Origin of the sequence: Spectribacter hydrogenoxidans (assembly GCF_031846275.1) — a bacterium.
In the GTDB taxonomy this organism is placed as follows: Bacteria; Pseudomonadota; Gammaproteobacteria; order Nevskiales; family Salinisphaeraceae; genus Spectribacter; species Spectribacter hydrogenoxidans.
The window spans coordinates 109155-135631 of sequence record NZ_JAVRIB010000009.1 but is presented as its reverse complement, the minus strand read 5'-3'; the positions used below and the strand labels follow the sequence as shown (position 1 = coordinate 135631).

The 26477-nt window shown below is 64.0% G+C and carries 25 protein-coding genes and 1 pseudogene; 15 read left to right on the top strand and 11 right to left on the bottom strand.

What is annotated here, in order from left to right:
• Positions 1-6 precede the first annotated feature (6 nt).
• Positions 7-2022 carry a methionine--tRNA ligase gene (gene metG / locus RM532_RS10230; protein WP_311653227.1) on the top strand — a complete coding sequence of 672 codons (2016 nt, stop codon included), beginning with the start codon at positions 7-9 and terminating at the stop codon, positions 2020-2022.
• 471 nt (positions 2023-2493) lie between these two features.
• Here metG and RM532_RS10225 read toward each other — a convergent pair whose 3' ends face one another.
• Entirely contained in the window at positions 2494-2673 is a 180-nt protein-coding gene (locus RM532_RS10225; protein WP_311653226.1) for a hypothetical protein, read from the bottom strand.
• 141 nt (positions 2674-2814) lie between these two features.
• Here RM532_RS10225 and RM532_RS10220 point away from each other — a divergent pair, with 141 nt between their 5' ends.
• From RM532_RS10220 to RM532_RS10190, 7 genes are all read left to right on the top strand, one after another.
• Positions 2815-3006, top strand: coding sequence for a hypothetical protein (locus tag RM532_RS10220; protein ID WP_311653225.1), 192 nt, complete (start codon positions 2815-2817; stop codon positions 3004-3006).
• 12 nt (positions 3007-3018) lie between these two features.
• The gene (locus tag RM532_RS10215; RefSeq protein ID WP_311653224.1) at positions 3019-3705 is read left to right on the top strand and encodes an RnfABCDGE type electron transport complex subunit B; all 687 of its coding nucleotides are present in this window, start codon (positions 3019-3021) and stop codon (positions 3703-3705) included.
• A 184-nt stretch (positions 3706-3889) separates the two neighbouring features.
• Positions 3890-4174, top strand: coding sequence for a ribbon-helix-helix domain-containing protein (locus tag RM532_RS10210; RefSeq protein WP_311653223.1), 285 nt, complete (start codon positions 3890-3892; stop codon positions 4172-4174).
• A complete protein-coding gene (locus RM532_RS10205) occupies positions 4162-4455 on the top strand; it encodes a type II toxin-antitoxin system RelE/ParE family toxin (RefSeq protein ID WP_311653222.1) in 294 nt (97 codons plus the stop codon). The genes RM532_RS10210 and RM532_RS10205 overlap by 13 nt, the downstream gene beginning before the upstream one ends.
• 227 nt (positions 4456-4682) lie before the next feature.
• Positions 4683-5318, top strand: coding sequence for an endonuclease III (gene nth, locus RM532_RS10200; RefSeq protein WP_311653221.1), 636 nt, complete (start codon positions 4683-4685; stop codon positions 5316-5318).
• A 183-nt stretch (positions 5319-5501) separates the two neighbouring features.
• Positions 5502-5840, top strand: a complete 339-nt coding sequence (locus RM532_RS10195) for a hypothetical protein (protein WP_311653220.1) — start codon at positions 5502-5504, stop codon at positions 5838-5840.
• A 47-nt stretch (positions 5841-5887) separates the two neighbouring features.
• Positions 5888-9136, top strand: coding sequence for a choice-of-anchor D domain-containing protein (locus RM532_RS10190; protein ID WP_311653219.1), 3249 nt, complete (start codon positions 5888-5890; stop codon positions 9134-9136).
• 30 nt (positions 9137-9166) lie between these two features.
• Here RM532_RS10190 and RM532_RS10185 read toward each other — a convergent pair whose 3' ends face one another.
• The 4 genes from RM532_RS10185 to tadA form a co-directional block, all read right to left on the bottom strand.
• Complete coding sequence (locus RM532_RS10185) at positions 9167-9862, bottom strand: transposase (protein WP_311653218.1); 696 nt, start codon at positions 9860-9862, stop codon at positions 9167-9169.
• A gap of 124 nt (positions 9863-9986) precedes the next feature.
• Complete coding sequence (locus tag RM532_RS10180; RefSeq protein ID WP_311653217.1) at positions 9987-10379, bottom strand: transposase; 393 nt, start codon at positions 10377-10379, stop codon at positions 9987-9989.
• Positions 10380-10737: 358 nt separating this feature from the next.
• The gene (locus RM532_RS10175; RefSeq protein WP_311653216.1) at positions 10738-14406 is read right to left on the bottom strand and encodes a hypothetical protein; all 3669 of its coding nucleotides are present in this window, start codon (positions 14404-14406) and stop codon (positions 10738-10740) included.
• 485 nt (positions 14407-14891) lie between these two features.
• On the bottom strand, positions 14892-15434 hold the full coding sequence (gene tadA, locus RM532_RS10170; protein ID WP_423246892.1) for a tRNA adenosine(34) deaminase TadA: 543 nt from the start codon (positions 15432-15434) through the stop codon (positions 14892-14894).
• A gap of 165 nt (positions 15435-15599) precedes the next feature.
• On the opposite strand from tadA, the gene RM532_RS10165 reads away from it, so the two are divergent.
• Positions 15600-15845 carry a ribbon-helix-helix domain-containing protein gene (locus RM532_RS10165; protein WP_311653214.1) on the top strand — a complete coding sequence of 82 codons (246 nt, stop codon included), beginning with the start codon at positions 15600-15602 and terminating at the stop codon, positions 15843-15845.
• 467 nt (positions 15846-16312) lie between these two features.
• Here the strand turns inward: RM532_RS10165 and RM532_RS10160 are convergent, their stop codons facing one another.
• Complete coding sequence (locus tag RM532_RS10160; protein WP_311653213.1) at positions 16313-18334, bottom strand: sodium-translocating pyrophosphatase; 2022 nt, start codon at positions 18332-18334, stop codon at positions 16313-16315.
• Between the two features lie 226 nt (positions 18335-18560).
• Between RM532_RS10160 and ppa the strand changes: the two genes are divergently transcribed.
• Positions 18561-19091 (top strand): inorganic diphosphatase, encoded by a 531-nt coding sequence (gene ppa / locus RM532_RS10155; protein WP_311653212.1) that lies wholly within the window; start codon positions 18561-18563, stop codon positions 19089-19091.
• Positions 19092-19265: 174 nt separating this feature from the next.
• Here ppa and RM532_RS10150 read toward each other — a convergent pair whose 3' ends face one another.
• The 4 genes from RM532_RS10150 to moaB form a co-directional block, all read right to left on the bottom strand.
• Entirely contained in the window at positions 19266-19481 is a 216-nt protein-coding gene (locus tag RM532_RS10150) for a type II toxin-antitoxin system HicB family antitoxin (protein ID WP_349255300.1), read from the bottom strand.
• Positions 19478-19750, bottom strand: coding sequence for a DUF2442 domain-containing protein (locus RM532_RS10145; RefSeq protein WP_311653210.1), 273 nt, complete (start codon positions 19748-19750; stop codon positions 19478-19480). Before RM532_RS10145 ends, RM532_RS10150 begins: the two co-directional genes overlap by 4 nt.
• Before the next feature lie 4 nt (positions 19751-19754).
• Positions 19755-20015, bottom strand: coding sequence for a DUF4160 domain-containing protein (locus RM532_RS10140; protein WP_311653209.1), 261 nt, complete (start codon positions 20013-20015; stop codon positions 19755-19757).
• 147 nt (positions 20016-20162) lie between these two features.
• The gene (gene moaB, locus RM532_RS10135) at positions 20163-20675 is read right to left on the bottom strand and encodes a molybdenum cofactor biosynthesis protein B (protein ID WP_311653208.1); all 513 of its coding nucleotides are present in this window, start codon (positions 20673-20675) and stop codon (positions 20163-20165) included.
• Positions 20676-20911: 236 nt separating this feature from the next.
• On the opposite strand from moaB, the gene RM532_RS10130 reads away from it, so the two are divergent.
• From RM532_RS10130 to RM532_RS10125, 4 genes and pseudogenes are all read left to right on the top strand, one after another.
• Positions 20912-22195: a DEAD/DEAH box helicase gene (locus RM532_RS10130; protein WP_311653207.1), complete on the top strand. Its 1284-nt coding sequence runs from the start codon at positions 20912-20914 to the stop codon at positions 22193-22195.
• A gap of 286 nt (positions 22196-22481) precedes the next feature.
• Positions 22482-22691: pseudogene (locus RM532_RS15945) on the top strand (type II toxin-antitoxin system RelE/ParE family toxin); the annotation flags it as partial.
• Between the two features lie 259 nt (positions 22692-22950).
• On the top strand, positions 22951-23094 hold the full coding sequence (locus RM532_RS15940) for a type II toxin-antitoxin system RelE/ParE family toxin (protein WP_423246891.1): 144 nt from the start codon (positions 22951-22953) through the stop codon (positions 23092-23094).
• Positions 23091-23375: a helix-turn-helix domain-containing protein gene (locus tag RM532_RS10125; RefSeq protein ID WP_311653206.1), complete on the top strand. Its 285-nt coding sequence runs from the start codon at positions 23091-23093 to the stop codon at positions 23373-23375. The genes RM532_RS15940 and RM532_RS10125 overlap by 4 nt, the downstream gene beginning before the upstream one ends.
• A 23-nt stretch (positions 23376-23398) precedes the next feature.
• On the opposite strand, the gene RM532_RS10120 is transcribed toward RM532_RS10125, so the two are convergent.
• Entirely contained in the window at positions 23399-24487 is a 1089-nt protein-coding gene (locus tag RM532_RS10120; RefSeq protein WP_311653205.1) for a hemolysin family protein, read from the bottom strand.
• 91 nt (positions 24488-24578) lie between these two features.
• Between RM532_RS10120 and RM532_RS10115 the strand changes: the two genes are divergently transcribed.
• Positions 24579-26477, top strand: a complete 1899-nt coding sequence (locus RM532_RS10115; protein ID WP_311653204.1) for an ATP-binding cassette domain-containing protein — start codon at positions 24579-24581, stop codon at positions 26475-26477.

Below are 26477 nucleotides of genomic sequence, written 5' to 3'. Positions count from 1 at the left end.
GCCTGCATGTCCCGCAAGATACTGGTCACCAGCGCCCTGCCCTACGCCAACGGCGCCATCCATCTCGGCCACCTGGTGGAGTACATCCAGACCGATATCTGGGTGCGCTTCCAGCGGCTGCGCGGCCACGACTGCGTGTACGTCTGCGCCGACGACGCTCACGGCACCCCGATCATGCTGGCGGCCCGCAAGGAGGGCATCAAGCCGGAAGCCCTGATCGAGCGTTTCGCCGCCGAGCACAAGGCCGACTTCGACGCCTTCCTGGTGTCGTTCGACAACTATCACTCCACCCATTCGCCGGAAAACCGCACGCTGGCCGCGGACATCTACGAACGCCTGAACGCCGCCGGCCACATCGCCCGGCGCACCATCTCGCAGGCCTTCGATCCGGACAAGCAGATGTTCCTGCCGGACCGCTTCATCCGCGGCGAATGCCCGCGTTGCGGGGCGGCCGACCAGTATGGTGATTCCTGCGAATCCTGCGGCGCCACCTACCAGCCCACCGACCTCAAGAACCCGGTGTCGGCGCTGTCCGGGGTCACCCCGGTGGAGAAGGCTTCCGAGCACTACTTCTTCCAGCTCGGCGACTTCGAAACCTTCCTGCGCGAGTGGACCGCCGGCGGCCATCTGCAGGAGGCCACGCAGCGCAAGCTCGGCGAATGGTTCGAGGCCGGGCTCAAGGACTGGGACATCTCCCGCGACGCCCCCTACTTCGGCTTCCGCATCCCCGGCACCGAGGACAAGTACTTCTACGTCTGGCTGGACGCGCCGATCGGCTACATGGCCAGCCTGAAAAATCTGTGCGAGCGCACCGGCCGCGATTTCGACGGCTACTGGACGCCGGACTCCGACGCCGAGGTGTACCACTTCATCGGCAAGGATATCGTCTACTTCCACGCCCTGTTCTGGCCGGCGATGCTGCACGGGGCCGGCTTTCGCACACCGGACGGCGTGTTTGCCCACGGGTTTCTCACCGTCAACGGCGAGAAGATGTCCAAGTCGCGCGGCACCTTCATCCGCGCCCGCACCTACATCGATCACCTGCCGGCGGAGTACCTGCGCTACTACTTCGCCGCCAAGCTCGGCGCCGGCGTTGAGGACCTGGACCTCAACCTGGAGGACTTCGTCGCCCGGGTGAATTCCGACCTGGTAGGCAAGTACGTCAACATCGCCAGCCGCTGTGCCGGGTTCATCAACAAGCGCTTCGGCGGGGAACTGGGCGAGGCACTCGACCGGCCGGACCTGTGCCGGCAGTTCGCCGACGCCGCCGACGACATCGCCGAACTGTACGAAACCCGCCAGTTCGCCCAGGCCATGCGGCGCATCATGGCCCTGGCCGACGACGCCAATGCCTACGTGAACGAGCGCCAGCCCTGGATCATCGCCAAGGAAGAAGGTCGCGAGAGCGAGCTCCAGGCCATCTGCGCCAGCGCCCTCACCGCATTCGCCCAGCTCACCGTATTCCTGAAACCGGTGCTGCCGGCCACGGCCGCCGCCGCCGAGGCCTTCCTCGGTCTGGACGAGCTGACCTGGGCCGATGCCGGCCGCGATCTCGCCGGCCGCCGCATCAATGCCTTCCGCCCGCTGCTCACCCGCGTGGATACCGACGCCGTGGAGGCCATGCTGGCCGCCAGCAAGGAAGACCTGACCGCGACCGACTCGAACAAAAAAAACGAAGCCGCCATGGACGACAACACCATCCAGATCGACGACTTCAGCAAGGTCGACCTGCGCGCCGCCCGGGTGGCCCGCGCCGAGCACGTGGAAGGCGCCGACAAGCTGCTGCGCCTGACGCTGGACGTCGGGGAGTTGGGCGAACGCCAGGTGTTCGCCGGCATCAAGGCCGCCTACGCCCCGGAAACGCTGGAGAATCGGCTGGTGGTGATGGTAGCCAACCTCGCACCACGCAAGATGCGCTTCGGGGTATCCGAAGGCATGGTGCTGGCCGCCGGCGGGGATGATGGTGGTCCGTTCCTGCTGTCGCCGGACAGCGGGGCGACGCCGGGGATGAAGATTCGCTGACCGATCAATCCGTCAAAAGCAGACTAACCAGCTCCACCGAGGCGCCAGCAGCCCGAGGTTATTCATCGGGATGATGTGTGGCGTCCACTGCGATGCCAAGAAACACGAGGGCAACGACGAGGAGCACGACAGCAGCTAGAGTTTCCATCGTTATAGCGCTCTCAAACTTTCAATTGCCTTTTCGATACGCCGGTGTAGCAGAACAATAAGGAATCTCTGATTTATTCCCCGCGGCCTGCGCCGGAGTCCTTTGCGCGTGGCTGGCAAGGAATGAGGAGTGCGGTTTGCTAGATGCAAATAAGCGACGAATGACGCCGTCCAGACGCGCGCAAAGGCCCGGCCGCGAAGCGGTTTGGCCCAAGCCACGCCACACCGGCGTTGCCCGGCTTGGCCGTGGGGCCTGCCACGGCCGGCGCCGGGCGCCTTGTTGTGACGCGGCTTGGGACACAAACGCAGGTCGCGGGGAATAAATCAGAGGTTCCCCAGCGTGATCGCAGCCACGCCGAGAATTGCAAGTAATACCGTAACGCCACCGGCCCGGTGAGCGCTTGTGATGAGCCAACCGATGATACTGATATCGGTAACCACCATGACGCCTTGCCAGAACTTGAGATAAGCAATTTGCTCTCTTATGACGTCGAGCTCGGACATGATCGAGAGCATATACCAAGCGACAATCCTGTGCCGACTAACGCCCAGGCAGAAACGATGTCGGCCGGATACTTATCCTGTCCTACACCGACGTCTGTATCATCAGCGCCCGGTCTGCCGTGCCTGGAGAGATTCGCCCATATGAATCAGCCCGACGACGACACCATGCGCCCGGAATACGATTTTTCGACCGCCGAGCGCGGAAAGCATTACCGCGACTTCCGGCGCGACACCAATCTGGTGTTTCTCGAACCTGACGTTGCCGCGGTTTTCAAGAACTCCGAGGCGGTTAACGAAGCGTTGCGAAAACTGGCCAAATCTGCGAGAGATTGACCAACATATTTGATGGGCGAGCGGAAGAACCTGCTCCGCAATCTTGAGCGCCACCGTACTGTGTCACTAGCCGACAAGCTCGACGCCCTTCTGCCGCAAACCCAGTGCACCCGCTGCGGCTACGACGGCTGTCGTCCGTACGCGGAAGCCATCGCCTGCGGCGAGGCCGACATCAACCGCTGCCCGCCCGGCGGCGAAACCACCATGCAGAAACTGGCCGCCCTCACCGGCAACCAGGAAAAGCCGATCGACCCGGACTGCGGCGAAGTGCCCCAGCCGATGGTGGCCTTCATCCGCGAGGACGAATGCATCGGCTGCACCAAGTGCATCCAGGTCTGTCCGGTGGACGCCATCGTCGGTGCCCCCAAGCTCATGCATACCGTGATTGCCGACGAATGCACCGGTTGCGAGCTATGTGTGCCCGCCTGCCCGGTGGACTGCATCGACATGCCGGCCGCCGCCGACGGCGAGGGCCAGGTCCACTGGCCGCCCGAAACCGCAGATGACGAGGACCGGGCCGCCCGGGCACGGCAACGCTTCGACGCCCGCAACCAGCGCCTGGCCCGCCTGAAGGCCGAACGTGCCGAACGCCGTGCCCGGCGCCGACGCGTACGCGGTAACGACCAGACCGCCAGCGACAACCGCCGGTCGGACATCGCCGCCGCCATCGCCCGCGCCAAGGCCAAGCGCGACCGATAATTCCACCCGGACCGTAGGGCGGCATTCATGCCGCCTCATACCGAGCAGAGACAACGACGTCCGATCGGTTGACCGGATGAATCCGGCCCGACAACAATGGTGGCGAAACCGTAGCCACTCGGATTGCCGCCCGCATGACATGGTGCTACTTTGGTAACACCTATACGGCAACAAGATGTCCGCCATGGCAACCACGTCACTGAAGCTGCCCGACGATCTGAAGGAGCGGGTGCGTCACGCCGCGCAAGCCCGCGGGATGAGCCCGCATGCATTCCTGCTGGAATCCGTGCGGCTCGCCACCATCGCGTCGGAGCAGCGCACCGACTTCATCAGCCAGGCGCAATCGGCACGCGAGCACGCCATCACCAATAATGAGGCGTATGACGCGCACGAAGTGCATGCGTATGCCCGCGCCCGGGCACACGGCCAGGCAGCACAGGCGCCCAAGGCAGGAAATTGGCGCGGATAGCCTACACGCGAGCAGCGCTCGACGATCTGGTTCGACTTGCCGATTTCCTTCACGACAATAACCCATCCGCTGCCGCGACAACCGTCGACCTGATCGCCGATGCGGTCGCCATGCTCGCCGACCACCCGCTGATCGGCCGCCCGCTGGACGGCGGCGAGCGCGAACTCATGATCTCGCGGGGCCGGACCGGCTACGTGGCCCTGTACAGCCTGGAGGAGGAACACGATACCGTGCTGATACTGGGTATTCGGCACCAGCGCGAGGCCGGATACCTGCTGTAGCACCAGCGTCACGGCGACTCACCAGACCGTAGGGCGGCATTCATGCCGCCTCACACCAGGCAGAAACAACGACGTCCGACCGGTTGGCCGGATGAATCCGGCCCTACAACAATGGTGGCGAAATCGGCCCGGCTCCGTATCATCGCCAGACCGTAGGGCGGCATTCATGCCGCCTTGCGGCTTGGAACAAGCGACAGCAACATCAGCAACTCCAGCACAGCCACCGCATGAACCAGACCAAGCGCGAGGAAATCTTCCGGCGGCTCCAGGCGGCCAACCCGGCCCCCACCACCGAGCTGCAGTACGACACCCCGTTCGAACTGCTGATCGCGGTGATCCTCTCGGCCCAGGCCACGGACGTTGGTGTTAACAAGGCCACCGCCAGGCTATTCCCGGTTGCCAACACGCCGGCGGCCATCCTGGCGCTCGGCGAAGAAGGGCTGAAAGCGCACATCAAGACCATCGGCCTCTACAACAGCAAGGCCACCAACATCCTCAAGACCTGCCAGGCATTGATCGACAACCACGACGGCGAAGTCCCGCGCGACCGCAAGGCCCTGGAGGCATTACCCGGCGTCGGCCGCAAGACCGCCAACGTGGTACTCAACACCGCCTTCGGCGAACCCACCATCGCGGTGGACACGCACATCTACCGGGTATCCAACCGCACCCGTATCGCCCCGGGCAAAACCGTCCGCGCGGTGGAAGACAAGCTGCTCAAGGTGGTGCCGAAGACCTATCAGCGCGACGCCCACCACTGGCTGATCCTGCACGGGCGTTATGTCTGCAAGGCCCGCAAACCGGCCTGTGAAGCCTGCGTGATCGAGGATTTGTGTGAATACCCTGAGAAGGTATCTACTTAGCCGGTTTCGGCTGACTGATGGCTTGCTGCAACGCCAGCGCTTTTGGGATATTTAGCCCAATGTTACGGCAAATCCAATTCCCCCCGGCGGGCGTAAGGGTTCAACAAGGAACTGAAAAGCCGATATACCGATACCTCGGTCATCACAAGCCCGCCGCCCACCGACCCGCCTGAAGGTCAAACCATGCTCAGAACGACTCCCCTGCTTCTTGCTGCCGCCATTGCCCTACTGGCATGCGGCGGCCAGACCGAGGCTCCGGCGCCCGCCAAGCCCGAATCCGGATCCGCCGAACGCAAGATCTACATCGACCCGGAAACCGGGGAGCGTCTGTCCGAGCCACCAGAATCGGAACAACCATCTTCCGCCGATCGGACCAGCGGCAGCAAACGATCGCCGGAGATCATCGAACGTGAGGATGGCTCATCGATCCTGATTCACGAACCCGAAGACTGGCCCGAACTCAAGGCACGCAAACAGCCTGACGGCAGTGTCGTCATCGAACACCCCGGGGAGAGCCAGTAATGCAATCACAGCCATCCGCGTTAACCCGGTGCCGAGTTGGACGGAACATGGCGGCGCGGTGCCTGATCGCTCTGATCGCAACATGCCTGCCTGCGCTGGCGCAGGCAGCCACCATTACCGTCATCAACGACGACCCGGCAGGCGTCGGCTTCAACGATTCGACGCCGCGCAGTCCGGTTGGCGGCAATCCCGGGAACACACTGGGTGAGCAGCGCCTGTTCGCATTCGAGTACGCGGCAGACCTCCTGGGGGACAAACTCGGCAGCAGCGTCGAAATCGAGGTACGGGCGAGTTTTGCGCCGCTGTCCTGCAGCAGCAACAGCGCCACCCTTGGACGGGCCGGGCCAACCGCTTCATCCCGCAACTTCGGTGCCGGAGAACCTGACACCTTCTATGCCATCGCCCTGGCCAACGCGCTTGCCGGCACGGATCTGATTCCGATGGATGAGGAGATCGGCGCGGAATTCAATGGCGACATCGACGACAACGACAACTGCCTCCAGGGCGTCGACTGGTACTACGGCGTCGACGGCAGCGCACCCGGCAACGCGGTGGATTTTCTGGCGACCGTAACGCACGAACTGATTCACGGTCTCGGCTTCATATCATTTGTCGATAACTTCGACGGCAGCTTCTTCGACGGCACGCCGGGCATTTTCGACCGTTTCGTGTTCGATCTGGACCTCGGCCAGTTCTGGCCGGCACTGACGGATTCCCAGCGCGAGGAATCCGTCACCAACGACGGCCAGCTCGTCTTCGACGGCCCTGCCACCACCGCCGACGGTGCGCCAACCCTCTCGAACGGGACGAACTCGGGCCTGGTGCAGCTTTTTGCCCCGCTATCCGTGCAGGGCGGCTCGTCCGTCTCGCACTGGGACAAGGACCTGTTGCCAAACGCCCTGATGGAACCCAGTGATACCGGTGACATCAACGTCAACAACGGCATCGGCCTGTCCGCCTGTCTGCTGAGCGATATCGGCTGGAACCTCATCAGCGGCACCAGCTGTCCGGATACCGGCACCTTCAATGCGGAACCGATACTGGCGGTATCGCCGGACCCCCTGGATTTCGGCACCATTGACGCCGGCACCAGCGATACCCGCACCGTCACCGCCAGTAACAGCGGCAATGCCGATCTGACGATCGACAATATCGTGGCGCCGGGTACCCCGTTCTCCATTGCATCCCAGACCTGCAGCCAGGGCGGCGTACTCGCGCCCGGCGCGGACTGCGGCATCACCATTGAATTCGCCCCGGATACCAGCGGCAACTTCAGCGACAGCCTCAACATCGCAAGCGATGGCGGCAACGACAGCGTGGCACTCACCGGCAGCGCCGATCCACCGCCCGCTCCGCAGATCGACGTCTCACCAACCAGCCTGTCATTCGGGGAGCGGACCGTCGGCAGTACCACCACCGGCAGCCTCTCGGTCAGCAACAGCGGCGATGCGGATCTGGACATCGGCAGCATCGGCGGCCTGGCCGCGCCGTTTTCAATCGCGCCCGGCGGCGACAGCTGCAGCGGTCAGACACTGCCGCCCGGGCAGGATTGCAATGTCAGCATCCGCTTCCAGCCGAGCACGGCCGGAAGCTTCAGCGACAGTGTCACCATCCCCTCCAACGACACGACCGCCAGCGTCAATGTCAGCGGCAGCGCGGTGGCGGAAAGCAATGATCCGCAGCTATCGGTTTCGCCCGCCACACTCGACTTCGGCGACGTCAACGTGAACAACAACAGCACGTTGACAGTCACGCTGAACAACTCGGGCTCGGCCGATCTCACCATCAGCAACATCATCACCCCGGACGCACCGTTTTCCATCGCCTCGCAGACCTGCACCGAAGGCACCATGCTGGCGCCCGGCAACAGCTGCGGAATCACCGTATCGTTTGCACCAACGCAAATCGGCAGCGCCAGCGATACGCTGCGCGTCGAAACCAACGGCGGCAGCGACGACATCGCGTTGACCGGCAACGGCACGGCCGAACCTGCTCCGGTGATTACGGTGGACCCCGAAAGCATCGATTTCGGCTCGATCACCATTGGTGACAGCAGTCAGCAGCCGGTCACGGTGACCAATGACGGCGACGCGGAGCTCAGCCTCGGCACCATCAGCGCGCCGAACGATCCGTTCACCCGGCCAGCCGGTGACGACGACTGCTCGGGCGCCACGCTGGGCGCGGGCGAGCAGTGTCAGTTCACGCTGGGCTTTGCTCCCTCGGCCAGCGGCAGCTTCAACGGAAACGTCACCGTGCCGTCCAACGACAGCGATATCACGGTGGCACTGTCCGGCAGCGGCCAGGAGCCGGCCACACCTGCCATCGATGTCTCGCCCCTGGCAATCGACTTCGGCGACACCGGCGTTGGCAGCACCGCCAGTCGGGTCATCGATGTGCGCAACAACGGCAGCACCTCCCTGCAGATCGGCAGCGTTGACATGCCCACCGGACCGTTCGCGATCACGGAACAGGACTGCGCCAACCGCAGTCTGGCCGTGGCCACTAGCTGCAGCATCACGGTGCAGTTCGCCCCCCGGACGACCGGCAGCGTGTCGCAGAATTTCGGCATCGCCTCCAATGACCCTGACGACCCCGAGGTCACCGTATCGCTGGTCGGCAGCGGCGTGGCCGACGGTGATGCCGACGGCGTGGCAGACAACACCGAGAACAACGCACCGAACGGCGGCGACGGCAACGACGACGGCGTGCCGGACAGCACCCAGGCCGAGGTGGCCTCGTTGCCCGGGGTACGCGGCGGATACGTCACGCTGGCAACAGACACAGGTGCCATCGCCAACATCCGTGCCGAGGAAGCACTCAATCGCATCGAGTTGCCGGACAATGTCACGTTCGACAACGGCTTCTTCGCCTTCAACATCACCGGGCTGACACCGGGCGCCAGCGCGACCGTGACGCTGTTCCTGCCGGACACCCCGGATGCCTACTACAAGTATCCGGCTGGCGGTACCGGCAGCACACCGGCCGTGCGCTTCGACTTCGACGAAGCCTCCGGTACCGGCGCGCAGATCGACGGCAACCGCGTCACGCTGCATCTTGAGGACGGCGGCCGCGGCGACGCCGACATGACCGCGAACGGCGTCATCAGCGACCCCGGTGGCCCGGGCTTCAATGCCGAAACCGGCGGCGGCAATGCCGGCGGGGGTGGTGGCGGAGGCTGCACTCTGAGCACCGGAACGGAGAACCGAGCCGACCCGACGCTGATTCTCCTGATGCTATTGGCAGCGGCGTGGCTGCGGCGGTCGCCCCGGCGGAGGATTGCCCCCGCGTCACATTAGGCAACTAGCTTAAAGAGCTCCGATACCCCTTTAAGAATCCCGCTGCCTTGCCGGCCGGCCTCGGCGGGCCTGGCCCACGCGGGTACGCAGCGCCGATTCGATTTGCTGCCGGAAGGCGTCATTGCCCAGGGGTGTGCCGGTCCGGCAGGCGGCCTGAATGGCCTGTCGGGTCGAGTTGTCCAGTCCGGCGGCGAACAGTTCCCGGTACGCCGCCTGCCGCGCTTCAGGCTGTCCCGCCAGGTTCGTGTACAACGCATGGGGCGACACTAGCGGATCCGGCCGGCCGAGGCCGTTGCAGTGATAGCTGGACCAGGGATAGGCCGCAGGCTCAGCCACCATCGCAGCGCGGACCGGGTTCATTTCCACATAGCGCATGCAGGCCAACAGGTAGGCCTCGGAATCCACCATGCTGGCCTTGTAGCGCCCCTCCCAGAGCGAACCGCTGCGCCCGTACTTGTGGTTGATGAAAGGTACGTAATGACGGCCGGTGTATTGCATCATCCGGGCCGCGGACTCTGCCTTCGCGGGGGTAGCAAGCAAATGCACGTGGTTGGTCATGAGCACATAGGCATGGACCGCGCAGTCATAACGCGATGCGGCCAGGCCCAGCCACATCAGATACGCCCGGTAGTCTTCATCCTCGAAAAACACCGCCTTGCGACTGTGCCCGCGTTGCACCAGATGCACGGGCACACCGGGCAGGTAGAAACGTGGTTTTCGTGGCATGCACCCTCGGCGTTCCTAGCCCCCGGACGCCCAGATTAGGCGGGTTGGGCGGCGAATGCATCCCGGATGGGCTGAGACGACCCTCTCTTAAAGGGTTCTGATCCCGTTCCCTGAACTAAAGGACCTAAAGGGCTCTGAGCTCTTTTTGCTCTGGGCGACGAATGCATCCCCGGATTGGCTGAGGCGACCCTTCTCTTAAAGGGCTCTGACCCCTTTTCCCACAGAGCGAACCGCTGCGCCCGTACTTGTGGTTGATGAAAGGTACGTAATGACGGCCGGTGTATTGCATCATCCGGGCCGCGGACTCTGCCTTCGCGGGGGTAGCAAGCAAATGCACGTGGTTGGTCATGAGCACATAGGCATGGACCGCGCAGTCATAACGCGATGCGGCCAGGCCCAGCCACATCAGATACGCCCGGTAGTCTTCATCCTCGAAAAACACCGCCTTGCGACTGTGCCCGCGTTGCACCAGATGCACCGGCACACCGGGCAGGTAGAAACGTGGTTTTCGTGGCATGCACCCTCGGCGTTCCTAGCCCCCGGACGCCCAGATTAGGCGGGTTGGGCGGCGAATGCATCCCGGATGGGCTGAGGCGATCCTTCTCTTAAAGGGCTCTGACCCCTTTTCCTTACCCCTTTTCCTCTTTCTCGGCAGCGCCTTGTATCCGGTTCTTGTCCATCGGCTCGCAGATTACGCTCCACGCTTCCTCCCCACACTCGGTCGCCCTCGTGCAGTTGCGCTTCGCTTCACTCGTTGTGGCCAACTCGTCGCGGGACTTCCACCCGCAGGAGTGCGCCCATGCTGGGCGCATCCACAAAAAAAGAGGGGGGCTTTCGCCCCCCTCTCAAAGGTCTTCTTACTTTTTATCTAGGCCTTAGCACTCACCAGCCATGCCGACCGGGCCTGCCTGCGGGCAGGTGTAGGTCGTCGGGGCCGGCGGGATCGGCGCAAGCTCATTCGGCTCGTTGTTACCGTCAGCAGGTCCATGCGAGCCAGCTGGCTGGCCCGTGCCCTCATCGAAGGCAAAGACCAACGTATTGCTGGTAGCATCGAACTGGGCTTCCAACTGACTGCCCGAGACGATCCGCACCTGATCACCAGCCACAATCGGATTGGCTTGCGTAAAGGTGAGGATGATGCGCTGAGCAGCCTGATTGTCGCCGGACACCGTCGTAATGTCCTGACCATTGCTGTCAAGGATCTGGACATCCGTCGGCGGGTTCGCAGCAGCTGCGGTTGCATCGAAGTGCTCAAACTTACCGGCAGCCCACGCCACCAACTCGGCCTGAGTCACGGTTCCGTCGTTGTTACCCGGGCCGTCCTCATCAGCATCGGCACCGTTCACATCATCACGTGTGTCAACCGCGTCACCGTCAGTGACGAAGAACGGTTGGCTGAACGTGATATCGATGTTGAACGTATCGGTGGCAACACCCGGTCCCGGAGCAACCGTGCTGTAGTTCGAACCGCGAACCACAGAAGTGATTGCAAACGGACCAACGACATCTGCCATGGCGAAGATCGGCGCGTCCATGCCCAAGCCATTGCTGGCCCAGTCATCCCAAGTGTTGTCAGGGAACGCCGTACCGAACACGGTGCCTGCGGCACGGTCCGGAACGGTGTTGTAACTGACAGCACCATGCCCCGGGGTATCGTCAATGGCACCCATCGGCAGGTTGGTCAGTCCGGCCAGATTAGCCGCACTGTACGCATCCTCGGCGTATTCCAGATCCGCATCCCCGAAGCAACCCGAGACGTTCGGGACAGCAGGGTTGTCGGTCGGGATCGTGATCTGGGTGTTGCCCATCGACAACACGGCCGGATCAGTCGGGTCAGTCGCCGCATTGGCGAGGTTGATAGCGGTCGGAGCGCCACAATCGAGAAACTCGATCTGGCCCTGCAAACGCACAGGCTCGTCAAAGCGGAAGACCACCTGCTGACCATCATAGAACGCGAAGGTCATGACCGGCGGCTTGTTGTCACGCACCAGGGCGCGAGCATTGGCGGCCATATCGGCAACCACACCGTTCTGGTCTTCGATGGTGTCGGTCAGGTCGAGAATGCTCTCTTCCGTACCGCGGCCATCAGCTTCCAGATTGAACACGTTCTCGGCACCGAAGATGACGAGATGTGTACGATCCACGCCGCCCAACGTGCCTTCCAGAGCCACATTATTCTGGCTCGTGAAGTCCACCAGGCTGGCGCCACCGCTGTAGGCCGGAGTGGCCAGAAGCGGCGGTGCCGCCAGCGGTTCGGTTACCGACACGCCCAGGGTGCGAGCCGGCTCAGCGATGAACGCTGCCGTCGACGTCGCATCGTGGAACACGGACAGACCGTTAGTTACGCCCGGGATTGTCCGAGCACCACGCTCACCAGCTTCGTCGAAGTTGGTGGAACCCAGTTCGTCCTGGAGGGTGTCGTTGTTGTAGTTGCCGTTCGGATCCTGGTTATCCAGGGCCTGCGGCGACACCGGGAACACGAACAGATGGCGATCACCCGATCCGCCGCTGACAACGCCACCACCAGTACCGGTGGTCACGGCCAGACTTGGATCGATCTGCTGCGCCAACAGCTGCGGGGTGACGGTCGGCGGTGCGTTGTCTTCCAACGTCAGCATCGCCTCACCACCCAGCAGGCCAGCATCGGCACGTGAGGTCGCGATCAACACATCACTCGGCTGCACCCGCTCAGCATTGCGGCCGATGATCACCACGTCGAAGGACGTGAGGCCATTCGGATCAATGATGAAGCGGTTGGTATCCGGGGCGGTGGTGCCCAGGCGACCAGCGTTGATGGCGCTGCCGTTCGGGCCTTCCACCGGGAAGATCAGGACGTCGCGCAGCGTGCTATTTCGACGCACGCTCATGACCACATCCATCGGTGGGTTTTCCGTCGGCAGGGTCACGGTCACACGAGCAACATCGCCGTGCGTGAAGTCGAAGTCACCAAACAGGATGCCGTGGAGGATATCGGTAAAGAAATCCTCATTCGGATCCGGCAAGTTGACCGCGTTCAGGTTCTGAATTTCGTCATTGAATTCGCCCTGAGCACCCGGCGTTTCGACAGCACCTGTTGAACTGACCGCGTTATTCAGCAACGAGTCATCAACCGTGTCAACGAGCGTCGAAGTGGTCTGGAACGGGAACTGATCCGCCGGATCGCCCGTGTCAACCTGCTCGTTACGCTGTTCCAGCATGACCGCATCAGCCACGGTGTTCGTCGGCTCAAAGGTCTCCAGGAAAACGCCGAGTTGGCTGGCACTGGCGAACATTACACCAGCGTCGTCGAACGTCGGCTCGTTGCCGTTCGGGCCACCCGGGCTGTCGTCCCGCGGCTGGTTACCGGCAGAATCCAGCAAGGCCTGGGTACGAATGTAAACGTTGAACTCGGTCCCCGGATCGAGCGCGCTGTCGAGAGTCACCGTCACTTCATTGGCGCCAGTGACCGTCAGATCAGCACCGACGGCCGTCTGGTTCGGGGCATCACCGGTAACAACGATCAGATCGCTGTCGTTGAGGTTAGTCGCAACCGGTTCACTGAAGCGGATAACAATACCGCCCGTGCCATCGACACCGTTGGAGAGGGTGCCCCGGTTGCCATCATTGCCGGGCGAAGCACCGGTGTTGAGGACGGGCACGTCTGACACGAAGCTTACGTACGGTCCAACCTGGTCGTTGTCCACATCATCGGTGGCGGTCAGACCGGCCAGTTCGACAGTATTATTGGACTCAGAGGTGGTGGAGATCAGCACACCACGCAGGTCTACCGGGCTGCCACCGTCATTCGGGTTGTCACAGAAGTTGGTGTTCGTGGGATTACCCGTCTGAAATCCCAGATTGACAAAGTTGACAGTGCGCAACACGAAGCACGAGTCATCCGGCACGTTGTTGAACACGAAACGGCCATCGGCGTCGGTCGTGGTTGTGATCAACGGCACCGAGTAGGACACGGTCGTGCCTTCAGCCGGAATCGTATTGCCTGCGTTATCGGTCGCCTGTGAATCGATGGCGATGTCCGAAAAATCAAGGCTCATGCTCTCGTTGCCGATAACATTGCCCGTCGCAGACGCACGTAGCGTACCCCGGACCTCGGTCGTCAGCGCCGGCAAGCGGATGGTGCCTACGCTGGCCGAGTAGCCATCAACAAACGTGGTCGGGGGATTGCTCGGTGCAGAAACCGGCGGTGTCTCGTTAAAGAACTGCGCCTCCGGATTGACCGTTGCAGTCGCACCGGCAAAACCCTCGGGGGGAACAATCGAAACCGGGATGAACTGGTTGTTCGTAGCCCCGGTGTTCGTGCCGACGGTGTTCGTCACCGGCACGTCGTCGATCTCAAAATTACCGCTGTCACCGGTGGTCACCGTGCGATCACCCACAGACACAGAGGCGCCGGGGATCGGCTGACCATTAGTGTCTTGCACAGTACCAATCACGGTGCCGACGGGCCCGTTGATCTGATTGTTAGAGCCCCCTGTTGAATTCCGAACGTTGTCATCACCGCCACAGCCTGCAATCAGACCTACCGCCGCTGTGGCGATAAGCATGCGTGCGGCTGCAGCTCTAAGCCATCCCTTCTCGGATGACCTGAACTGAGTACTTCTCATCGGGCTGTTCTCCCTAAGGTCCAAACAGTAACGCCCCCCAAGAAACGGGGACCCTTCGCGAATCTCGCGTAGCAGCAATATACGCATGGCTTTTTACGCGAGTCAAACCCTTCTTGGGTTTTTTTTACCATGGCACGCGAACTCCCTGGTGATACCGCGCGCAGCGGCCCCGGGTAGCCGAGCCAGGCGCGTCACACTGTTTGCGCGCAAACGCTTTTTGCCCTCACCGAACTGCTCAAAAATCACGTTTGCACAAAGAGTTACCGGCGGCCTGGCGACCGGATAGCGCTTCGAAAGGGTGATAATCCCGGATAGGGGGTTGTTCCCGGGCACCGCGATATGTTTGGCGCCACCCGTCCGGGGCGACTTCAACAGTGGGTGATAACGCGATGACGGCGCGGTGAATCCGCGCGCTTGCGCGGTGTCTAGGGGGCTTCGGCCGGCCGCCGCGCGCGCCGCTGGCGGAAAAAAGCCTGCAACAATCCGCTGCTTTCCTCGGCACGTACGCCACCCGTCCAGGTAGTCCGGTGATTCAGCCAGGCGGTGTCCAGCGCGGCGGCCACCGAATGCACGGCCCCGGCGCGGGGATCGTCCGCGCCGAATACCAGCCGCTCGATCCGGGCGTGGACGATGGCGCCGGCGCACATCTGGCAGGGCTCCAGGGTGACGTACAGGGTGCAGCCGGGCAGGCGGTAGTTGTTGAGTGCCCGGCCGGCGGCGCGGAGGGCGGCGATCTCGGCGTGGGCGGTGGGGTCGCAGGTGCCGACCGGGCCGTTGCGGCCGGTTGCAATCAGTTCGTCATCTCGAACGATGACGGCGCCGACGGGTACTTCGCCCTCGGCCTGCGCCGCGCGGGCCCGTTCCAGGGCCAGGGTCATCCAGTGGTTGTCGTTGGTCATGGCTGGAGAGATCGCACGCCGCTTTCGTGCCCGGACAATGCCGCGGCCATCGGCCCCGAGCGCGGGCATTATCGGGACGCAGGCATCTTTGGAATAGCCAGGCTAACTATACCGGACTGGCCAAACCATCACGTCCGCAGAGTACGCGCTTAGCACGCGCAGTGGGATCATCGATTGCGACAGAGAGGGCTTGATTTCAATATGCGCTTGGACACACAAGCGCCTAATTCGCCAATGACTGAGCAGACACGCTGGCACCTCAAGGTATCGAACGAAGCGGACCGGCAGGTACGCAGCTTCCTGGCTGAACGAGGTTACAAAAAGGGCGACCTATCGCGCTTCGTCGAGGAGGCGGTGTGCTGGCGTGTCCTGGATCGGACCACGGAGGACTTCAGGGACCGCTTCTCGGACCTCGATGACGAGGAGATCGACCGGCTCAGCGAGGAAGCCGTCCGTTTTGCCCGGCTGGCCAGGCGCTGATCGATAAGCCGCACACCGTTTCGACCAGCCCCGATCCCGACGACAATCGGATACTGGCAATCGCGGAAGCCGGCTCGGCCGACTATCTGGTCAGCGGCGATCTGGGTGACCTGGTGGCGCTGGGGCGATATGCCGGTACCCGAATCTTGTCGGCACGAATCTTCATCCAGCAGGTGCTGAAGGATTAGCGACGCGGCTATGGTGTTTCGGGTGGGCACCATGTGGCGGCTTAATCCGGCCGGAGATCGCCGCGGCAGCCCCGCTGGCGCGGGGCTTTCTCGCGATGACGGCGGGTTGGTTAAGCACCGGAATCAGATCGGCCGAATGAATACGGCCCGATGCCGATCAATGGCATCGGGCCGTAGCCTGACATCAGAAGTGGCCGGATCGTTCGGTGCTCAAGTCGACCAGCCCTCTCCCCAGCCCCTCTCCCGCGGGAGAGGGGCTGAGAAGCAGCGGGCTCCGGATCAGTGCGTCAGCAGCGGTGCAATCACCAGACTGACGATGGCCATGACGTTGATCAGGATGTTCATGGACGGGCCGGCGGTATCCTTGAACGGGTCGCCCACGGTGTCGCCCACCACGGCAGCCTTGTGGGTGTCCGAGCCCTTGCCGCCGAGATGACCCTCTTCCACGTACTTCTTGGCGTTGTCCCAGGCGCCGCCGGCGTTGGCCATCATCAGTGCCAGCAGCACGCAGCTGATCAGGGCGCCGCCGAGCATGCCGCCGAGGGCGGCCGCCCCCAGACCGAAGCCGACCACCACCGGCGAGCCGACCGCCAGCACGCCCGGCAGCACCATGCGGCGCAGGGCGGCCTTGGTGGCAATGTCCACACAGCGGGCGTTGTCGGGCTTGCCGGTGCCTTCCATCAGGCCGGGGATTTCCTTGAACTGACGCCGGATCTCGTTGATCATTTCATAGGCAGCGTCGCCCACGGCCCGCATGCAGATGCTGCTGACCAGGAACGGGAAGATGCCGCCCAGGAACATGCCCATGAGTACCAGCGGGTCGTTCATGGTGAGGTCGAAGCCTTCCACGTGGCGGGCCACTGACTGGATGTAGGCCGCGATGATGGCCAGGGCCGCCAGCCCGGCGGCGCCGATGGCAAACCCCTTGCCGATGGCGGCGGTGGTGTTACCCACGGCATCCAGGCCGTCGGTGATTTCGCGCACGTCATCGCCCAGGCCGGCCATTTCGGCGATGCCGCCGGCGTTGTCGGCCACCGGGCCGTAGGCGTCGATGGCCATGGTCATGCCCACAGTCGACAGCATGCCCACGGCGGCAATGCCCACGCCGTAGACGCCGGCGCCCTCGGGCATCAGCAGGCTGGCGAAGAAGATCACCGCCACGATCGACAGCACCGGCAGCACCACCGATTCCATGCCCACGGCCAGGCCGCGGATCATCACCGTGGCGGGCCCGGTCTCGCCGCCCTCGGCGATGTGGCGCACCGGCTTGCCGCCGGTGTAGTACTCGGTGACCAGACCGATGATGATGCCGGCCGAGGCGCCGATCGCCACGCACACCCAGACCGCCCAGTTGATGCCCAGGGCGGTGATCACGGCGAATGCCGCCAGCATGAAGATCAGCGTGGCGCCGATGGTGCCGGAACGCAGCGCCCGGGCGGGGGCGTTGGCCGAGAAGAAGTGCACGATGCCGATACCGACGATCGAACAGATCAGCCCCGCCGAGGCCAGCGCCAGCGGCAGGAACATGAGCTGTTCACGCGGGCCCATCACGGCGATGGCGCCGGCGGTCAGCGTGGTGGCAATGGCGATAGTGGCGATCATCGAGCCGCAGTAGGACTCGAAGATGTCCGAGCCCATGCCGGCCACGTCGCCGACGTTGTCGCCCACGTTGTCGGCGATCACGCCGGGGTTGCGGGGGTCATCCTCGGGAATGCCGGCCTCCACCTTGCCAACCAGGTCCGCGCCGACATCGGCGCTCTTGGTGAAGATGCCGCCACCCACACGCGAGAAAAGCGCCACGCTGGAGGCGCCCATGCCGAAGCCGTGGATGGCCTCGGCGTGCGCCGGATCGGACCCGAATAACAGGTAAAGGGAGCCAAGCCCCAGCAGGCCCATGGCAGCGATGGTCAGCCCCATGATGGAACCGCCGAAGAAGGCCACCGACAGGGCCGGCGCCGCGCCCAGGGTGCGGGCGGCCTCGGTGGTGCGGACGTTGGCGCGGGTGGCGGTGTACATGCCGATGTAGCCGGCCGTGCCCGAGGCCAGCGCGCCGACCACGAACGCCAGCGGCGTGTGCCAGCTCTGGAAGCCAATGATCAGCAACACCGTGACCACCGTGGCGAAGATGGCGAGGATCGAGTATTCCCGGCGCATGAACACCATGGCGCCGGTGTGAATCTCCTCGGCAATCTCGGCCATCTTCCCTTCGCCTCCCGGGTATCGCAGCACCAGGCGATACATCCAGAAGGCCATTGCCAGACCGGCAATCCCCAAAAGCGGAACCAGAACCGTCGCAGTCATGCTCGACTCCTTTATAAGGTCATTATTTATCGCGATGCCCGTGTGGGCGGTCGCACTCCTCCTTCAACCAACAAGGCCCCCGACCGGCGGTAAAGCCGGCCCGTAGACTGGGAAATAGCGATGACTGCGATCGAGTGTAGGCCGGGCGCGCGGCCGGGGCAAACGTCAATCCGTCGCACGTTTTGCGGTATCATCGCGCGCCCTCGAACCCCAACACGGAGCAAGCATGAGCCTGGAAAAAGTCTCGCGCGGGCAGAACCTGCCGGACGACATCAACGTGATCATCGAAATTCCGATGAACAGCGAACCGGTCAAGTACGAAGTGGACAAGGAAACCCGGGCGCTGTTCGTGGATCGCGTTCTGACCACGCCCATGCACTATCCCTGTAACTACGGCTACGTGCCGGACACCCTCTGCGGCGACGGCGATCCGCTGGACGTGCTGGTGGTGATGCCGGTGCCGCTGCAGCCGGGCTGCGTGATCCGCTCACGCCCCGTGGGGGTGCTCAAGATGACCGACGAGTCCGGCGAGGATGCCAAGCTGATCGCCGTGCCGCATCACAAGATTTTCCCCGCCTACAACCACATCAAGACGGTCGAGGATCTCAACGCGCTGACGCTGGACCGCATTGCCCATTTCTTCGAGCACTACAAGGATCTCGAGGATGGCAAGTGGGTGCGCATCGACGGCTGGGTCGGCCACGAAGCCGCACGTCAGGAAATCGAGCGGTCGGTGGAGATGTACAAGGCCGCCTGATCGGGCATTGGCGTGAGGCGGAATGAATTGCGCCCTGCCCCGAACGGAACGTAAGGCGCCATTCATGGCGCCGGCCGGGCCGGGCACACTGGCGGAATGAATTCCGCCCTACGGCAAGGCGCTTTGCAGGCCGTAGGGTCGGATTCATCCGACCGGCCACGGCGACAGGGCAGGCTACGCCGCGGTTACTTCGACAAACTCGCTGCTCGAATGCGGCGCGGGCGGGGCCTCGCCGTCCTCCCGCAAGCCGTCGAGATGAAATTCGATGGCCTCGTGAATCAGTGACAACACTTCGTCGCGGCTGTCGCCCGCGGCGACGCAACCGGGCAGGTCCGGGACGCATGCGCCCCAACTGGCGGGGCCCTTCTCGACGACGACCATGTATCTCATGGATGTGTCGCGCCCTCTCCAACCGACTGGCCAACAGCAAGCTGCTCGTAGAGAAACTCCGGCGCGAAATCGGCGCCATTGGGCCAACTGATCGTTTCCAGGTCGGGGTTGATCGTGACCTGTCTGAAAGTAGCAGGGTCCTTGAGCGGTTCGAATACCGGCCCCCACAACTCTGCAGACAAATCGATCAGGCCGGATCTGCCATCGCTGAATTCCAGCCAGAGCGTGTAATTTTCGACGTACTTTGCTGAGGTGACTTTCGGGATCATGTCGTCACTCCAAGGGGTCTATCCTGTTCAACGGATACCTCGCTCGGGCCAATTCCCAGTTCCGCACCAGTTCGCTCGCGTGCAGTGCCCGCCATTCTTCGACCAACCGTAGCGCACGATTGCTCAACCTACCGTCGAGCACTTTCCCCGTATCGATGAGAATCGTGGCTTCGTCATCGCCGTATTTGGCGTGGAAGTGCGGGGGCGGATGATCGTTGTAATAAAGCGCAATAATGATGCCGTAGAAGCGGCTGACCTCGGGCACTGTATCCTCGCGCCGTAAGCGTCGCCTGCAAGTATACGATTCGGTGTCACGGCCTGCAGTGCCGTCAGACATACTTATCCAGGGCGCCGAACACGGTTGGCATCACGCCGTTATACGGCGAGTGGACAAGGCGGAATAAATTCCGCCCTACTCTCCCAGCCGCGGCATCAGCTCCGCCAGGTTGCAGGGTTGCGTACGGATATCAAGCTGCTTCTCGATCAACTTGTCCCAGGCGTCGCGGCAGGCACCGGACGAGCCCGGCAGGCAGAACACGTAGGTGCCGTTGGCCACGCCGGCCACCGCACGTGACTGCAGGGTGGACGTGCCGATGTCTTGGTACGACAGCACCCGGAACATCTCCCCGAAGCCGGGGATGACCTTGTCCAGCAGCGGCGTGACCGCCTCCGGGGTGCCATCGCGGCCGGTCAGGCCGGTGCCGCCGGTGGTGATGACCACCTGCGGCCGGTCGTCCGCGATCCAGCGGGCCACCCGGGCGCGGATCTCGTAAATGTCATCCGGGCAGATGGCCTTCTCGGCCAGGACGTGGCCGGCTGCCTGCAGGCGCTCCACGAGCAGCCGGCCGGACTTGTCGGTGCTGTCGTCGCGGCTGTCGGATACGGTCAGTACCGCAATCGACAGCGGCTGGAATGATTCGGCCACGAGTCACGTCCCCGGGATTTGTGCTGGTGATTATGCTGCCATGAGCATATACTCCGTCGGGCAGGTTGTGGCGTCCGCCGGTTCGGCGCCGGAAGCTTCCCGCGGCGCCGCCAGGCGCCCCCGGCCGATGCTTCAGCCATCCCGCCGCGTGAACCCACGCGCATCATTCCCTATCGCGGTCTGAGCCGGACGCCGCGCGCAAGCGCGTTTGCAGGCCCATCCGGAGTTCCAACTCAATGTCGTTTTCCGAACTGGGTCTGAATCAGACCCTGCAGACCGCCGTTGCCAACAGCGGCTATACCACCCCGACCCCGATCCAGGCCCGCGGCATTCCCGCCGTGCTGGCCGGCCGCGATGTGCTGGCCGCCGCCCAGACCGGCACCGGCAAGACCGCCGCCTTCACCCTGCCGATCCTGCAGAAGCTGGGCGACGTCGGTGACAAGCGCGGCCGCAAGCCGCGCGTGCTGGTGCTGACCCCGACCCGTGAACTGGCCGCCCAGGTGGCCGAGAGCGTGCACACCTACGGCCGCGGCCTGCCCGTGCGCACCGCGGTGATCTTCGGCGGCGTGGGCTTCGGCCCGCAGGTGGACGCCTTCCGGCGCGGGCTGGACATCATCGTCGCCACGCCAGGCCGGCTGCTCGACCATGTCCGCCAGGGCAATGTCGATCTGTCCGCCATCGAGATGCTGGTGCTCGACGAAGCCGACCGCATGCTGGACATGGGTTTCATTCACGACATTCGCCGGGTGATCGAGCGGCTGCCGGCCAAGCGCCAGAACCTGCTGTTCTCGGCCACCTTCTCCGGCGACATCCGCAAGCTGGCCCGCACCCTGCTGAACAACCCGGAAGAGATCGACGTTGCCCCGCGCAACGCCCCGACCGAACTGGTGGACCAGAAGGTGGTGTTCGTGCCCAAGTCGCGCAAGCGGGCGCTGCTGTCGTGGCTGATCGGTTCCAACAACTGGCGCCAGGTGCTGGTGTTCACCCGCACCAAGCATGGCGCCAACCGGCTGTGCAAACAGCTGGAGAACGACGGCCTGAGCGCCGCCGCCCTGCACGGCAACAAGAGCCAGGGCGCGCGTACCAAGGCGCTGGACGGCTTCAAGTCCGGCTCGGTACGGGTGCTGGTGGCGACCGACATCGCCGCCCGCGGCATCGACATCGACGCCCTGCCCCACGTGATCAACTTCGAACTGCCCAACGTGCCGGAGGACTACATCCATCGCATCGGCCGCACCGGCCGCGCCGGCAGCGAGGGCGAGGCCCTGGCACTGGTGGACGGCGAGGAGAAGACCTACCTGCGCGACATCCAGCGCCTGCTCAAGCGCGAGATCCCGGTGCTGACCATCGAGGGTTTCGATCTGCAGGCCCAGGTGGCGCAGCGCGAGGATGAAGTCGACCCCCGCCAGTCGCAGGGCAACCGCCGTCCGGGCAGCAACCCCGGTCGCCCGGGTGCCCCGCCCCGCCGCAAGCGCGGCGGCAACCGCGGCCGTGGTGCACGACGCCAGGGATCGAACTGAGCGAAACAGCCCGTCTCCTCTCCCGTTCGCGGGAGAGAGCCAGGGTGAGGGAACAGAAAGGGCGCCGCATCGCGGCGCCTTTTCTTTGGGTGTGATGTCGGTAACAAACCCGACCTGCCGCGAACCGGTTAAAGCGGCGAACTGAAGCCGGCCTGTTCATTCCGATTGGGTTCGTGAGCGATACAGTTCCCCCGCTTCGCCCGGGTTCCGGCGCGACGAATCAGATCATCGCCCCGGCGGGAGTCATCATTGCTTGATTATATATTATTTTATATAATCGAGATCGATGACGAAAAGCCTGAAGCCAGTCGAATTCCGTGGCGATGCGCTGGATGAACTTCGCGCATTTCCGAGTGGCGCGAGACGAGAAGCCGGTCACCAGATCGACCGACTTCAGCGCGGTTGGCAACCATTCGACTGGAAGCCGATGCCAAGTCTGGGCCGAGGTGTCGAAGAGATTCGCATCCGAGACGAGGCGGGGCAGTTCCGCGTTGTCTCTGGACTCTCTGATTCATTCCCCGCGACCTGCGTTTGTGTCCCAAGCCGCGTCACAACAAGGCGCCCGGCTTGGCCGTGGCAGGCCCCACGGCCAAGCCGGGCAACGCCGGTGTGGCGTGGCTTGGGCCAAACCCCTTCGGGGCCGGGCCTTTGCGCGCGCCTGGACGGCGTCATTCGTCGCTTATTTGCAATCAGCAAACTGCACTCCTCATTCCTTGCCAGCCACGCGCAAAGGACGCCGGCGCAGGCCGCGCGGAATGAATCAGAGAGTCCTCTCCAGATTCGCGGATGTTGTTTGCGTATTGCACTGCTTCCAGAAAAAGACGCAACGCACTAGCAAACGGGATATCGATCTGGTGACCAAGCGTTTCAAGGCGTTAATGCAGGAGCGAAAGCCATGACTCAAAAGCAGTTCAGCAGCGTCTGGGACGCCATCGAGGACACACCGGCCGAGGCAGAGAACATGAAGCTGCGTTCGTCCTTGATGATCGCGCTGACAGCACACATCGAGAACCGGAATCTGAGCCAGACCGCGGCAGCCGAACTATTCGGCGTAACCCAGCCCCGCGTGTCCGATCTGATACGGGGCAAGATCGACCGATTCAGCCTCGATACTCTGGTCAACATGGCCGTCGCCGCGGGTATGCAGGTGGCACTTCAGGTCGGTAGCGAGGCAGCATAATCCGGACTCATTGGCCCCGACGATCACTCCCGGGACTGATTCCCGGGCAGGTCGTCGATATCGGCATCCGGCTCCACCAGCCCCAGACGGCGGGCGCGCTGCAGCCAGCGGCGCCGGGCGGCGACCCGCATGTCCTCGATGCGGTCGCCCTCGTCCATGATCTCGAGGCCCAGCAGGGTTTCCACCACGTCCTCCATGGTGACCACGCCCTGGATGCCGCCGTATTCGTCCACCACCACGGCCAGGTGTTCGCGGCGCTCGAGCAACCGCCGGAACAGCCCGTGCAGGGACAGCGTTTCCGGCACGGTAAGCACGTCGCGCCGAAGTTCCCGCAAGCGGGTGTCGTGCTCGTCGCGGGCCACCGCCATCAGGATGTCGTTGAGCAGCACGAAACCGGTGATGTCTTCCGGCTCGTCGGCATAGACCGGGAGGCGCGAGAACCGGCGCTGGGTCAGCCGCTCGAACGCCTCGGCCGCGGTCAGGGATTCCGGCAGCGCCATGGTCACGACGCGCGGGGTTAGCACGTCGCGGGTCTGTAGCGAACCGAACCGGAACAAGTTGCGGAAGATGCGGGATTCCTCGTCACGGAAGATGCCCTCCTCCGCCCCCAGCTCGGTCATGGCGCGGAATTCCTCGCGGCTGACCGTGGCTTCGTCGTCGTCGCGCGCCAGCATGCGGGTGATCACCATCGACAGCAGCACCAGCGGGTACAGCAACCGGATCATCCATTCCAGCATCCATCCGGCGGGTGGGGCCAGCCGGCGCCAGTAGCTGGCCCCCAGCGTCTTGGGGATGATCTCGGAGAACACCAGGATCAGCAGCGTCAGTACCGCCGAGGTGATCGAGACGTAGGCGTTGCCGAACACCACCTGGGCCTGGGCCCCGACCCCGGCCGCGCCCACGGTGTGGGCGATGGTATTCAGGCTGAGCAGCGCCGCCAGCGGCCGGTCGACATCGTCCTTGAGCTTTTTCAGCCGCGCCCCGCTGGCGGTACCCCGCTGTTCCAGCATGGAGATGAAGGAGGGGCTCACCGACAGCAGCACCGCCTCGAGCACGGAACACATGAACGACACCAGGATGGCCAGGGCCAGATAGAGCAGCAGCAGGGTCATGGGCGGGCGGAATGCTCCCGGGGAAATCGGCGTGAATGACTGGCCAGCCTAGCCGGAACCGAAGCCGGTTGTCGCGTAAAATCCTCGCGCAATGATCAATCTCAACAACGTCACCCTGCGCCGCGGGCGCGACATTCTGCTCGAGGACCTCAGCCTGACGGTGCATGCCCGCCAGCGGGTGGGCGTGGTCGGGCGCAATGGCACCGGCAAATCCAGCCTGTTCGCCCTGCTGCTGGGCCAGCTCGGGGCCGACCGTGGCGAGGTGCAGATTCCCGCCGGCCTGACCGTGGCCACGGTCAGTCAGGAAAACCCGGCCGGCACGCGCGCCGCCATCGAATACGTGATCGACGGCGATACCGAGCTGCGCGAACTGGAGGTGAACCTGGCACGGGCCGAGGCCGACCAGAACGTCACGCGCCAGGCCGACATCCACGAACGTCTGAATACCATCGGCGGCTATGCCGGGCGCGCCCGGGCGGCCCGCCTGCTGCACGGGCTGGGCTTCGCGCCGGACACCTTCGACCGGCCGATCAACAGCTTCTCCGGCGGCTGGCGCATGCGGCTGAATCTGGCGCAGGCACTGATGTGCCGGTCGGACCTGATGCTGCTGGACGAGCCCACCAACCATCTCGATCTGGACGCGGTGCTGTGGCTGCAGGAATTCCTGTCCCGCTACCCCGGCACTCTGCTGGTGATTTCCCACGACCGCGACTTCCTCGACGCGGTGGCCGGGCAGATACTGCATCTGGAGGGCAAGCGGGGCGTGCTCTACACCGGCAACTACTCGGCCTTCGAGGTACGCCGGGCGGAAAAGCTGGAACAGCAGCAGGCCCAATACGAAAACCAGGCCAAGCGCCGCGCCCACCTGCAGGCGTTCGTCGACCGCTTCCGTTACAAGGCGACCAAGGCCAAGCAGGCCCAGAGCCGGCTCAAGCAACTGGAACGCATGGAAACCGTGGCCCCGGCCCACTGGGATAGCCCGTTCACGTTCGCCTTCGCCGAGCCCAAGCGCCTGCCCACCTGGCTGTTGCGGCTGGACGGCGCCGCCGCCGGCTACAACAACACCCCAGTGGTGGCAGGGATGAAGCTGACCATCGCCCCGGGCGACCGGCTGGCCCTGCTCGGGCGCAACGGCGCCGGCAAATCCACCGTGATGCGGCTGCTGGCCGGCGAGCAGCCGTCGCTGGCCGAGCCGGTGGGACGCGACTGCTATCTCAAGGTGGGCTACTTCGCCCAGCACCAGCTGGAACAGCTCGACCATCAGGCCAGCGCCCTCACCCATCTGCAGCGGATGAACCCCGCGGCCACCGAGCAGCAGCTGCGCAACTTCCTGGGTGGCTTCGACTTCCACGGCGACAAGGCACTGGCGCCGGTGGCCCCGTTCTCCGGCGGCGAAAAGGCGCGGCTGGCCCTGGCCATGGTGGTGTACACCGAGCCCAACCTGCTGCTGCTGGACGAACCCACCAACCATCTGGACCTGGACATGCGCCAGGCGCTGGAGCGCGCGCTGCAGGATTTCGCCGGGGCCGTGGTGCTGGTCGCCCATGACCGGCACCTGATCGACGCCACCTGCGATCAGCTGTGGCGGGTGGCCGACGGCCGCTGCGAACCCTTCGACGGCGATCTGGACGACTACGCACGCTGGCTGCGGGCCCAGCAGCCCAACGCCGAGGGCGGCGCAGCCCCTGCCGCGCCCGCCGAACCCGAACCGGCCCGGCCCAGTGGCCGCGAGGCCCGCCAGGCCGCGGCCGACCAGCGGGCGCGGGAAAAGCCGCTGCGCAATGAACTCAAGAAACTGGAACGCGAACTCGACCGCGTGACCCGGCAGCTGGACGACCTCGAAAAGCAACTGGCCGATCCCGAGCTCTACGCCCCGGAAAACCGCGAACGGGCCGCCCGCCTGACCACCGAGCAGGGCCGGCTGCGCAAGACCCGGGACGACATCGAACAGCGCTGGATGGACTGCGCCAGCGAACTGGAGGAGGCCTGA